Consider the following 11,635-nt stretch of genomic DNA (forward strand, 5'->3'; position numbering starts at 1 on the left):
GTGAGCGGTCATGAGTTTCGGCGTATGGGTCGCGGTGCTGGGCGCCGTGCTGCTGACGCTGGCCCTGACTTCCTCATGGTTGCGCTGGATGCCGGTCACCACCTCGGCAGTGTGCCTGCTGCTCGGCATTGCCATCGGCCCCAGCGGCCTCGACCTGCTGAAACTGTCGCTGGAAGAATCATCGTTGTGGATGGAGCACCTGACTGAGGTCGCGGTGCTCTTTTCTTTATTTGTCTGCGGTTTGAAGCTGCGCCTGCCGCTGGGCAACACGACCTGGCGTATCGCCTTTGGCCTGGCCGGGCCGGTGATGATCCTGACCATCATCGGCGTGTGTGTGCTGCTGCACTGGGGCCTGCAACTGGCGTGGGGGCCTTCGCTGCTGATCGGCGCGATGCTGGCTCCGACCGACCCGGTGCTCGCGGCGCTGGTGCAGGTCAATGATGCGCAGGACATCGACAGCGTGCGCTTCGGCCTCTCCGGTGAAGCCGGGCTCAACGATGGCGTGGCCTTCCCTTTCGTTATTCTCGGCTTGCTGTTGCTGCACGGTGACGGCAGTGCCGGCGAGTGGCAGCACTGGGTGATCCGCAGTCTGTTGTGGGCGGTGCCGGCGGGTTTGCTGACCGGTTACTGGATGGGCCGTGGCATCGGCCGCATCGCCCTGTCGCTGCGCATTCACAATGAGGACAGCACCCTCGGCCCCAACGACTACCTGACCCTCGCGCTGATTGCGCTTTCCTATGTGGTGGCCGATGCGATTGGCGGCTACGGCTTTCTCGCGGTGTTTGCCGCCGGTCTCGGCCTGCGTCAGGAGGAGGTGAAATCCACCGGGATTACCCAAGTGCCTGCCGAGCACCTGGTGCAGCCGGTGGTCGGCCATCAGAACATCGAACCTGAAAACGCTGTGCATGGCGATACCGAACAACTGGAAGACAGCCAGGTCGCCGCCGGAATCATGATGGGCGACATGCTCGCGTTCGGCAGCCTGGTCGAACGGGCAATGGAGGTGTTTCTGGTCACCCTGCTCGGCGTCGTGCTGATTGCCCACTGGAATTGGCACGCACTGTGGATCGGCGCGGTGCTGTTCTGTTTGATCCGGCCGCTGAGCGTGGCATTGATGCCGTGGGGCAATCTGCTCAGCGGCCCGCAGCGCCTGCTGATCGGCTGGTTTGGCATTCGCGGCATCGGCAGTCTGTTCTATCTGTTCTTCGCCCTGAACCATGGCCTGGATGCCGATGTGGCGAAGGTCTGTACCGACATCACTTTGTCGGTGGTGGCACTGAGCATTCTGCTGCATGGCATCAGCACGCAGCCAATGCTGGCGCGCTATGAAAGTCTCAAGCAACGAAAAAGCTGATGCTTCAATCGCTTCGATTCGCTGGGAATTATCGAAGTTTTTTCTGAAAAAAAATGGATCGCTGCGCATGACCGAAGGGTCACAACTTTAACCGCGCCAACCATCCAGCGCGGCCCGGCAGGTTCGGTTCCCCTGCGGTGAACAGCCTATTAAACGGAACCCCGACACAAACAAGGTCACGGTCATGAACGAATGCTCGACTCCTGCGCAAATCAAGGCTTGCAGAGCACTGGCTCTGGAACGCAATCGTCAACTGTTCGAAGAAGCCCACGAACTGAACCGAGCAGCCAACGCGCTGCTGGAACAGACGCCGACTGACTTCGAACGCTTTGAGCAATACCGGGCACTGCGCAAGAAAGCCGATGCGAAATTTGAAGATGCAATCGATCATCTGTGTGTGCTGAATGAGGATTTTCCGCCGATTCCGGCGGCGGTGCAGAATGCGGTTACTCCGCGGCGTGAGCTGGAAACGGCGTGATAAAAGTCATAAGCCCCTCACCCTGACCCTCTCCCCGAGGGAGAGGGGACTGACCGGGGTGTTCTTGCCTATTACCCCGACCTGAAATACCGCGCCGAATGTAGATTATGAAAAGCATGAAGATCGGCTCCCTTTCCCCCTCGCCCTCTTGGGGGAGAGGGCTGGGGTGAGGGGGTTAGATCTCACAGACACCACAAAATCCAGCTCCTGTACCCTACCCCGACCAACCCACCTCAAGGATTGGTCACCTGAATAAACACCGCATACACCCCCAACATCACCCAGAACGTCGCAAAGATCCAAGGCGTGCGCACCGAGAACAGCAGCGACTTGCGATAGCCCTTGTGGCTCGATTCCATCTCGCTGAACAGCGGCGATTCATCGTACGCTGCGCCCATCACCGGCTCCGCGTGCAGCAACTGGCTCTGCTTGAAGTGCCAGTGATCGATGATGTCGTACGCCGCGCGAATCCCCGGCCAGGCATTGAGTGAGCTGAGTACACCGAGCAGCGCCAGAAACGGCGGTACGACAAGCGTAAACATCTTGCCCCACTCGGGATTGAGGTTGGCCATGCACGAAGCGAAAGCGATCACCAGAAACGACTGCGCCGCCAGATAGGCGTCGGTGCGGTTGGCGAGGATGCTGGTTTCGTACTGGATTTCCCGGCGGTAGAAATCCAGCCGTTCCTTGGGTGAGCCAAACATCTTGGCGTCGTGTTCGGCCAAGGCTTCTTCAGCAGCGCTTGGCTGGGTCAATATGCGAGGCAAGAGACATGCCCTCCGAAAGTGAACAAGACCTTTTGGAAAGGCGCATATCCGCACTAGTTCAGCCGGATCGACCAGCGCGTCACTTCATCGATTGGGCGATGATTTGCACCAGATTCAACTGGGTGAACGGTTTCGGCAGGCGCGGCAGTTGAGCGGCAAAACCCTCGAGGCGTTCGGCATATCCAGTGGAGAGAATGATCGGCAGATCCGGCTTGAGCATGCGCAACGCATGGGCCAGTTGCGCGCCGCTCATTTTTGGCATGGCCATGTCGGTGATTACCAGATCGATCACTTCGCCCTGATCGAACAGCGCCAGCGCCTGGGCGCCGGAGGTTGCGCCGATAACGCGATGGCCGAGATCTTCCAGCAGCAGACTGGTGCTGGTCAGCACCAGCGAATCGTCGTCAACCACCAGCACACTGAGCCTCGGCACTGCAATCGGCGCCGCGTTGCTGTAGCTCGGGCGACTGGCCGTACGCTCAAGGGCCACCGGTATCCACAGCTCGGCCGCCGTACCCTGGCCCTTCTCGCTTTTCAGAATAAAGCGCCCGCCCAATTGTTCGATAAAGCCGTGCACCATCGACAAGCCCAGCCCGGTGCCTTTGCCCAAGCCCTTGGTGGTGAAGAACGGATCACGGGCGCAGGCCAGCGTGGCTTCGTCCATGCCTTCGCCGCTGTCGATCAGGCTCAGGCAGACGTAACGCCCGGCCGCCAGGGTCGAATGAGTTTGTTCCAGCACCACTTCGGCTTGCGCCTGAATGATCACCGTGCCGCCGTCGGGCATGGCATCGCGGGCATTGGTGGCGAGATTGAGGATCGCCAGTTCCAGCTGATTGCTGTCCGCCAGCACGGGCTGCAGATCTTCGGGAAAGCGCGTTTCGATGCGAATCCCCGGCCCGAGCGAACTGCGCAGCAGCCCGGTGATACCTTGCACCAGTTGCGGGATATCCACCGACTCGGTCTTGAGCTCCTGACGACGGGCGAAGGCCAGCATGCGCTGGGTCAACGAGACGCCACGCAAGGCACCTTGGGTGGCGTTTTCCAGCAGACGAGCGATTTTCGGCGCGTCGCCGATGCGTTTCTGCACGATCTCGAGGTTGCCGAGAATCACCGTCAGCAGGTTGTTGAAGTCATGGGCGATGCCGCCGCTGAGTTGGCCGATCGCCTGCATCTTCTGCGCTTGGAACAACGCCTCGCGGGTCTTTTCCAGGGCCTGCTGCGCTTCGTGGGCCTCGGTGACATCGCGGGTGATCTTGGCGAAGCCGAGCAACGCGCCGGTGTCGCCGCGAATCGCATCGACGACCACGTGGGCAAGAAAGCGCGTGCCGTCCTTGCGCATCCGCCAGCTGCGGTTCTCGAAGCGGCCTTCGCGAGTGGCAATCTCCAGCGAGCGCTGCGGCTCGCCGAGTTCGCGGTCTTCGGGGGTGTAGAAAATCGAAAAATGCTGGCCGATGATCTCTTCCGGCAAATAGCCCTTGATGCGCTGCGCGCCCTGGTTCCAGTTGCTGACGCAGCCTTCGGGGCTGAGCATGTAGATCGCGTAGTCGGTGACTCCCTGCACCAGCAGGCGGAACTGCTGTTCGCTTTGCTTGAGGGTTTCCTCGGCCATTTTGCGGTCGGTGAGGTCGCGGGTGATCTTGGCGAACCCGAGCAGCTTGCCGTTGGGGTCGATAATCGGGTCGATCACCACGTGCGACCAGAAGTGCGTGCCGTCCTTGCGCACGCGCCAGCCCTCGCCTTCGAAGCGACCTTCGCGAATTGCCGTGTCGAGCGCCCGCTGCGGCATGCCGTTGGCGCGGTCTTCCGGGGTATAGAAGCGCGAGAAGTGCTCGCCGATGATCTCGGCTTCTTCATAACCTTTGAAACGTTTGGCGCCGGAGTTCCAACTGGTGATAGTACCGTCGGGGTCGATCATGTAGATCGCATAGTCGACAACCGCGTCGATCAGCAGCCGGAAACGGCTGTCTTCGATCGCTGCAGTTCTGTTGTTCTCACTCATCACACTCACCCGCCACAGTCATGGGCAGAAGTATGCGTGAATCCGCCGATTTGAAAAGTACCGGTTCGCTTCTGATCGCCCACCAGCGCGGCAACAACTGTTTGATGCGGCTTTCAGCAAAGCGGTCGTCGATGAGCATGACCGTGCCGCGATCCTCGCGGGTGCGGATCACCCGCCCGGCGGCTTGCACGACTTTTTGCATGCCCGGGTACAGATAGGTGTAGTCGTAACCGGCGCCGAAAATCGCCGCCATGCGCCGCTTCATCTGCTCGTTGACCGGATTGAGCTGCGCCAGCCCCAGCGTGGCGATGAACGCACCGATCAGCCGCGCACCGGGCAAATCGATGCCCTCGCCAAACGCGCCACCCAACACTGCAAAGCCAACGCCTTGGCTGTCGGCGCTGAACTGGTCGAGAAACGCTTGGCGCGCGCCCTCGGCCATGCCCCGCGATTGCAACCACTGGGTGATGTGCGGATGGCGCTCGGCCAACAACGTCGCGACCTGTTGCAGGTAATCGAAACTGCTGAAGAACGCCAGATAGTTGCCCGGGCGCTCGCTGAACTGGTGCGCGATCAGCTCGACAATCGGCTCCAGCGAAGCTTGCCGATGGTTAAAACGCGTGGAGATCTGGCTGACGATGTGCACCTGCAACTGCTCGGCGCTGAATGGCGACTCGACGTCGATGCACACCGTGTCGGCGGGCGTGCCGAGCAGATCGGCGTAGTAGTTGCGCGGGCTCAGCGTGGCCGAGAACAGCACGCTGCTGCGCGCCGCGCTCAGGCGCGGGCCGATGAACGCTGCCGGCACCACGTTGCGCAGGCACAGTTGCGACAACGGACGCTTGCGCTCGAGATCGCGTTTGCTGATATCGAACAGGTAATGCTCGTCATACAGCTCGGCGACCCGGGCGAATTGCAGCAGATCGAAATAGAAGTTCTGCAAGCCGCTGTCGAGGCCTTGCGGATGATCGTTGAGGTAATCGCCAATGGCCGCGCAACATAGCGAAATGGCTTGCAGGAGTTTGTCTGGGGCTTTGTCGTAGGCCTGATACGCCGCCAGTTGCGGCGCATGCAGCGCGTTCCATTCGCGGTTGACCCGCTGCAGGGCATTCTTCAGCGCTGCCGGCGCGGTCTTGCGCACAGTGCCGAGGGTGAACTGGTCGAGACTGGCGCTGTACATCTGCCGGCCGCGCTCGACCAGGTTGTGCGCTTCGTCGGCCAGCACCGCGACTTTCCACTGATTGAGCTGGGCGAGACCGAACAGCAGCGCGCTGAAATCGAAGTAATAGTTGTAGTCGGCTACCACCACGTCCGCCCAGCGAGCCATTTCCTGACTCAGGTAATACGGGCACACGCGGTGCTGCGCGGCGACTTCACGCATCGCTGCCTGATCCAGCAGGTTGATGCGGCTGGCGGCTTCGCGGGCGGCGGGCAAGCGATCATAAAAACCCTGGGCCAGCGGGCAGGATTCGCCATGACAGGCCTTGTCCGGATGCTCGCAGGCCTTGTCGCGAGCGACCATTTCCATGACTCGCAACGGCAGATCGGGCGTTTGCCTGAACAACACCTGGCTTGCATCCAGCGCCAGTTTGCGCCCCGGGGTCTTGGCGGTGAGAAAGAACACTTTGTCCAGTTGCTGCGGCGCCAACGCCTTGAGCATCGGGAACAGCGTGCCAAGGGTTTTGCCGATGCCGGTCGGCGCCTGGGCCATCAGGCAGCGGCCGGTGCTGACGGCTTTGAACACCGACTCGGCCAGATGCCGTTGGCCGGGACGAAAATCCGCATGCGGGAACGCCAGTTGCTGCGCGGCCAGATTGCGCGCCTCGCGATGAGCCATTTCCTGCTCGGCCCATTGCAGGAACAAGCCGCACTGTTGCGCGAAAAACCCCTGGAGCGCCTCGGCGCTGTGGGATTCGACCAGGCAGATTTCCTTTTCGCTGACGATGTCGAAATACACCAGCGCCAGATTGATCTGCTGCAGTTGCAGTTTCTGGCACATCAACCAGCCGTAGATCTTCGCCTGGGCCCAATGCAACTGGCGGTGATTGGTCGGTTGCTTGCTCAGGTCGCCGCGATAGGTTTTGACTTCTTCCAGGCAGTTCTGCGCCGGATCGTAGCCATCCGCCCTGCCCTTGACCTTCAGCGCGCCGAATTCGCCTTGCAGCGCCACTTCGCTCTGGTACTGCTCGCTGCGCCGCGAGGCCACGGTGCGATGGCCGACGATGCCTTCCAGCGCGGTCGGCGACGGGGTGAAGCGCAGGTCGAGGTCGCCGGTCTTGGCGGTGAACTCGCACAATGCACGGACGGCGATGCTGTAGCTCAAGCGCTCTGCTCCGCCCACTGCACGTAACATACCGCCACCGGCATCTGATGCTCGTGGCAGAACTCCAGCCAGCGCAGTTGATTGTCCTGCAAGCGGTCGCCGGGGCCTTTGACTTCGATCATTCGGTAGGTCTTGTGCTGCGGCCAGAACTGGATCAGGTCCGGCATGCCAGCACGGTTGGCCTTGATATCGAGCAACAGGCGGTTGAACCAGTGTTTCAGGTGTTCGGCGGGCAGACAGGCCAGCGCCTGCTCGAGCAGGTCTTCATTGAGCGCGCCCCAGAACACGAACGGCGACTGAATGCCCCACTTGTCGACGAAGCGCTGGCGGATGGTTTCGGCGTAGCGACCGTCATCGAGTTCGCCCAGGGAGGCCTGGAACAGCTCGGCTCGGCGCTCGAGAAAGTCTTCGCTGAGCAAATCGACCGGTCCGCGCTGGAACGGGTGGAAAAACGCACCCGGCAACGGCGCGAAGATCGCCGGCCAGCACAACAGGCCGAACAGTGAATTGATCAGACTGTTCTCGACGTAATGCACCGGGCCGTCTTCGACATGCAGGTGCGCTTGCACATGGAATTCCACTGACCGCGCCGGATCGGTGCGCGGCAAGTGCAAGTCCAGACGCTCGACCTCTCTGGCCTTGACGCGCTTGAGCGGCGGGCCGCCGAGTTTGCGCCGCAGACGCGGGACGATGCGCTGCAGACCTTGCTGCTCGGCCGCGCTTTGCGGTGCCTGTTCGGCCAGCGTGCCAAGCTCCAGCGCCAGCGCGTATTCGCCGCAACGTTCGAGCACACGGATCATGCGCAATCGCGCGCCCGGATAAGGGCAGTCCCGATACACACTCAGGGCCAGGGCGAAGTCACCGATGCGCTCGGCATATTGGCCGATCTGGAACAACGCCTTAGCCTGCCGACGGCGCAGCCATGGGTTTTCGAACTGCACGGCATTGATCTGCTCGACGATCTCTTCCAGCGGTTCGCCGGCCTCAAAACGCAGCTGGCACTGATGCAGGAACAGGCAGGCGTCGACGTCTTCGCGACTGCGCAGGCCTCGGGAGTCGGCGCAGAATTCGACTTTTTCATAGGTGAAGATGCCCAGGTCGGCCAGGACGAATTCCGACCAGTCCTGATAGAGGTTGCCGAAGAACATCAGGCGCAGGCGATCGCACAAATCCATGAGGGTCAGGCTGAACAGCCGGTCAGCCAGTTGCGGGGCCCAGGCGCGAAGGGTTTGCGCCTCGCTGAACTGTTCGGTCAGCACCGGCAGCCACTCGTCCTTACGCCCTTTCGGTTGTTCGATAAAGGTGCCGAACGCTTGCAGCAGCTCAGCCTTGAGCAAGACATCGAACAGTTCTGCCAGCGTCAGCGCGGCGTGTTCGTCGAGCCAGCCGTGGTTGAGCAACGGCTGCGCCGCCTCAGCGATGTCGCCGATTTCCAGATAATTGAGTTTGCTCGCGCGAAAGTGAATGCCCTTGCGCATGACCATGCGCACCAGCAATCCCTGCGAGGTTTGCGGCAGCGTATTGAAGTCGCGGATGAAGCCGTGCTCGCTTTCGCTCATCACATCGGCATAGCGAAGTGCAAGCCAATCAAGCACTTGCCGGAAGTTGTTAAGGTAATAGAACGGATCGTCGAGAGGGTTGGAGGTCACGGGATGTCAAAGCCACGGCAAGCGAACACTGGTTATGCGTACAGATACCAGCTCAGCCCTGCCCGGCGCAAACGGAAAAAGATCAATGGCATTTTTTTGCGCCGCCATCGAACTTTTCCGCCGATGTTGGCACCAACCGCGTTAGAGGGCCGACAATGCCCGCAATCACGTTCAAGCAAGGAGTCAGAGGTGGGTATGAAAATCAAGATGCTGGGCATTCCTGTAGCAGTCGCAGCCCTGTTGGCGCTGAGCGGCTGTTCGACCCAGACCGTGGTGACGCTGCAGAACGGCACCCAGTACCTGACCGAGGACATGCCGAAAACCAAGACCGAAGACGGCTTCTATGAGTTCGAAGACATCTCCGGGGCCAAGGTCAAGGTTCGCGCTGATGAAGTCGCGACCGTGCGCAAGGAAGACTGATCCGCCGCCTTTCCCCTGTGGGAGCTGCCGAAGGCTGCAATCTTTTGATGTTGCTTCAAGCATTGAAGATCAAAAGATCGCAGCCTTCGGCAGCTCCTACAGGGATTGTTTCATTATTCGAATGCCGGCATGCCGGGAATGCTGCCGTCGCAGCTCAGGTAACTCCCGCCGCGTTTCACCAATTCCTCCTGCAACCGCTGGCAACGCTGTCGCTCCTGTTGATCCATTCGATCGATACTGAGATTGCCAGTCGTCTGTGGCTTGTTTTCACCCAGGCGGATCGTTACGAACGGCTGCTCCGGCTGGATCTGAAAACGACTTTTCGGTTCGACCGGCTCAAGCGTTTCATCCTTCGCCGGGTCCGGCAGTTGATCGGAGGTGATGCCGTAACGGCTGAGAATCGAACTCTGAGGCAGATCGGCCCAGACACTCGCTGAACCCAGCGCCAGTGTGATGACGCCGATATACCCCTTGAAACCTTTCACGCATGAATCTCCTGTACTCGTTGGCGGTTTGCTGAAGAACGTGTGTGCACGTGCTGGCTTTAGGCCGCATTTCCTGTTTTGCAGGGGTTTGAGTCGGAGAATGGCTTTCAAGTCACTTTGGTACTGCGTCATCGTACTTCGCGAGCAGCCTCGCTCCCACAGGGAGTTGTGAACGACACAGCTCCGGTGTGGGAGCGATCCTGCTCGCGAAGGGTCCATCAAAGGCCAAGCATCAACCTCAGGCGATAACAACCCCGTCGGCGCTCAAACTGCCCAGTGCCACGCCGACCAACGTCACCGAATCCGCGCCGAACGTCAGCACGGTGTCCTGCCCGACCGCCGACGCATGGGCACGCAAATCTTGCCCCGGCAACACGCCCTGCACGCCAAGAAACACCAGCGTGTCATCGGCCGTATAGCCAATCACACGATCCTGGCCAAACGCGCCGTTGAACAGAAACGTATCCGCGCCGCCGCCGGATTCCAGCAGGTCATTGCCAGCGCCACCGACCAACACATCATTGCCCGTACCGCCGAGCAAATGATCATCGCCGTCCAGCCCGAACAGCCAGTCACCGCCGGCATGCGCTTTCAGTGTGTCGGCGCCGGCCGTTCCTCTAACGCTTGATTCGTAAGCGGTGAGATTACTGCCGACTTTCAAACCGGTGGCAGTGACGCTGTGCAGCACGTCGTCCTTGAACACGCCCCAGAGAAACCCCGGCTCTTTGCTGACGATGCTGCCGATGTCGCGGGTGATGCTGATCCCGCCGTTGGCATCGCGGATGTACAGGTTGCCGGCGCCGTCGTTGGCGAAATCAAAGTTCTTCACCGTCTGCTGCAAGTCCAGGGTGTTGCTGCCCTGCCCGCCCAGAATGACGTTGTAGCCGCCGCTGTCGCGGAAGCTGTCATTGCCGGCGCGGCCTTCCAGATAGTCATTGCCGCTGCCGCCCTGGATCAGGTCGTTGCCGTCACTGCCGATGATGAAGGTGCTGCCCTTGTGGGTTTCGGCGTTGCGGTTGAGGTCCTGCACCCACGTGCTGGCCCGCGCCGGGTCGGACAGGTTGGCGACGATGATCGTCGAGTCGCGGCTGGTCAGGTCGTAGAACTTCGATTCCAGCACGCGGGTCATGCCGTCGCCGTAGCCAGTGGGCAGGTGCGAAATCCACGTCGGGATATTCAGGATCGAATACGGCAGCACATTCCACGCGTTCGAGGCGTAGTGATCGTTGAAGCTGACGATATTGTCGGTGGTCGACGCGTGCGGCGCATCGTGCACGCCAACCGAAGCGCCAGTGAAAGTAGAGCCGTCGAGGGCACGAAACACCGGGTCGTTTTCGTAGCCGATATTCAGCACCTTGTCGGTGCTGCTCTGAGTCGGCGATGCGTAGGCGATGTAGTTGGAATCGGCGAAGAAGCCGTCCCACTTGCCAGCGCTCAAGTCAGCCATGCTGTTCACCGCCAGGCCGCCCAGGCTATGACCGCTGACCAGCACGTCCTTGCCGCTGAGGCCGTTGGCCTGAGCGAATGCGACGACATTGTCGAGCAGATTGCCGAAGGCTTCGCCGACGTAGTTTTTTGCGTAATCGGCCGGGCCGAAGGCCGCGAGCAGATCGTTGATCACGTCGCCAATCGAATCACCGATGAGGATTTCGCGCGGGCCGCTGGTGCCGCGAAAGGCAATGCCCAACTCAGTGAGATGGCCCTGTGCGTCGTACTTGCCGAGGATTTCCACCTGCGCACTGGTATAACCGGCCTTCTCGCCGAAAAACGTCCCGCGTGCATCGGTCTTGCCTTCGTAGCCCAATTGCGCGGCGCTGATCGGCGTCCAGCCGGCCTTTTGCACCGCCTCGAGGGCGAGTTGTTCCGAATCGGGATTCCACGGGATACCGGGGATCACCCCTTGCGAATCGGTGCCGCCAATCAACGCGGTGACCAGCGTCGCCGGCAGACCGAGGCCAAAGCCGTTGTGCTGGTAACCGGCGGCGAAACCGTTATCGAGGTTGTGATAGGAGTACAGCGTGATCGCCTTGGCATCGCTGAACAGCGCCTTGGAATCGGCCGTACCGAAGTGCTTGTAGTCGTATACACCCATTGCCATTGCCTCTCTTGTTGTTGGAATTGTCAGAGATAGCTCACAGCCAGAGCCCAGGGCTCCGGAGC

The 11,635-nt window shown here is 60.7% G+C and carries 9 protein-coding genes; 3 read left to right on the forward strand and 6 right to left on the reverse strand.

The features are described from left to right. Positions 1-10: 10 nt before the first annotated feature. Positions 11-1,354: a cation:proton antiporter gene (locus ACZ0AZ_RS23220; RefSeq protein ID WP_463538242.1), complete on the forward strand. Its 1,344-nt coding sequence runs from the start codon at positions 11-13 to the stop codon at positions 1,352-1,354. A 184-nt stretch (positions 1,355-1,538) separates the two neighbouring features. Beyond that, positions 1,539-1,832 (forward strand): hypothetical protein, encoded by a 294-nt coding sequence (locus ACZ0AZ_RS23225; RefSeq protein ID WP_039761510.1) that lies wholly within the window; start codon positions 1,539-1,541, stop codon positions 1,830-1,832. 233 nt (positions 1,833-2,065) lie between these two features. On the opposite strand, the gene ACZ0AZ_RS23230 is transcribed toward ACZ0AZ_RS23225, so the two are convergent. The 4 genes from ACZ0AZ_RS23230 to ACZ0AZ_RS23245 all read right to left on the reverse strand — a co-directional run bounded on the left by ACZ0AZ_RS23230 (position 2,066) and on the right by ACZ0AZ_RS23245 (position 8,570). Further along, positions 2,066-2,599, reverse strand: a complete 534-nt coding sequence (locus ACZ0AZ_RS23230; protein ID WP_310408759.1) for a hypothetical protein — start codon at positions 2,597-2,599, stop codon at positions 2,066-2,068. Between the two features lie 79 nt (positions 2,600-2,678). Next, positions 2,679-4,598, reverse strand: a complete 1,920-nt coding sequence (locus ACZ0AZ_RS23235) for a hybrid sensor histidine kinase/response regulator (RefSeq protein WP_463538243.1) — start codon at positions 4,596-4,598, stop codon at positions 2,679-2,681. Next, positions 4,591-6,921, reverse strand: a complete 2,331-nt coding sequence (locus ACZ0AZ_RS23240) for an ATP-dependent DNA helicase (protein WP_463538244.1) — start codon at positions 6,919-6,921, stop codon at positions 4,591-4,593. Before ACZ0AZ_RS23240 ends, ACZ0AZ_RS23235 begins: the two co-directional genes overlap by 8 nt. Next, positions 6,918-8,570: a VRR-NUC domain-containing protein gene (locus ACZ0AZ_RS23245; protein WP_463538245.1), complete on the reverse strand. Its 1,653-nt coding sequence runs from the start codon at positions 8,568-8,570 to the stop codon at positions 6,918-6,920. Before ACZ0AZ_RS23245 ends, ACZ0AZ_RS23240 begins: the two co-directional genes overlap by 4 nt. A gap of 195 nt (positions 8,571-8,765) precedes the next feature. On the opposite strand from ACZ0AZ_RS23245, the gene ACZ0AZ_RS23250 reads away from it, so the two are divergent. Continuing rightward, positions 8,766-8,990, forward strand: coding sequence for a YgdI/YgdR family lipoprotein (locus tag ACZ0AZ_RS23250; RefSeq protein ID WP_039761518.1), 225 nt, complete (start codon positions 8,766-8,768; stop codon positions 8,988-8,990). Positions 8,991-9,103: 113 nt separating this feature from the next. Here the strand turns inward: ACZ0AZ_RS23250 and ACZ0AZ_RS23255 are convergent, their stop codons facing one another. Together ACZ0AZ_RS23255 and ACZ0AZ_RS23260 are read right to left on the reverse strand one after the other, a co-directional pair. Then, the gene (locus ACZ0AZ_RS23255) at positions 9,104-9,475 is read right to left on the reverse strand and encodes a hypothetical protein (RefSeq protein WP_129999379.1); all 372 of its coding nucleotides are present in this window, start codon (positions 9,473-9,475) and stop codon (positions 9,104-9,106) included. Between the two features lie 238 nt (positions 9,476-9,713). Next, positions 9,714-11,567, reverse strand: coding sequence for a polyurethane esterase (locus tag ACZ0AZ_RS23260; protein WP_463538807.1), 1,854 nt, complete (start codon positions 11,565-11,567; stop codon positions 9,714-9,716). Positions 11,568-11,635 lie beyond the last annotated feature (68 nt).

This window comes from Pseudomonas sp. AC239 (assembly GCF_979258545.1).

Coding starts and splice junctions, on each gene's coding strand:
- ACZ0AZ_RS23220 (WP_463538242.1), top strand. CDS start 11: ATGAGTTTCGGCGTATGGGTCGCGGTGCTGGGCGCCGTGCTGCTGACG.
- ACZ0AZ_RS23235 (WP_463538243.1), bottom strand. CDS start 4,598: ATGAGTGAGAACAACAGAACTGCAGCGATCGAAGACAGCCGTTTCCGG.
- ACZ0AZ_RS23260 (WP_463538807.1), bottom strand. CDS start 11,567: ATGGGTGTATACGACTACAAGCACTTCGGTACGGCCGATTCCAAGGCG.
- ACZ0AZ_RS23250 (WP_039761518.1), top strand. CDS start 8,766: ATGAAAATCAAGATGCTGGGCATTCCTGTAGCAGTCGCAGCCCTGTTG.
- ACZ0AZ_RS23225 (WP_039761510.1), top strand. CDS start 1,539: ATGAACGAATGCTCGACTCCTGCGCAAATCAAGGCTTGCAGAGCACTG.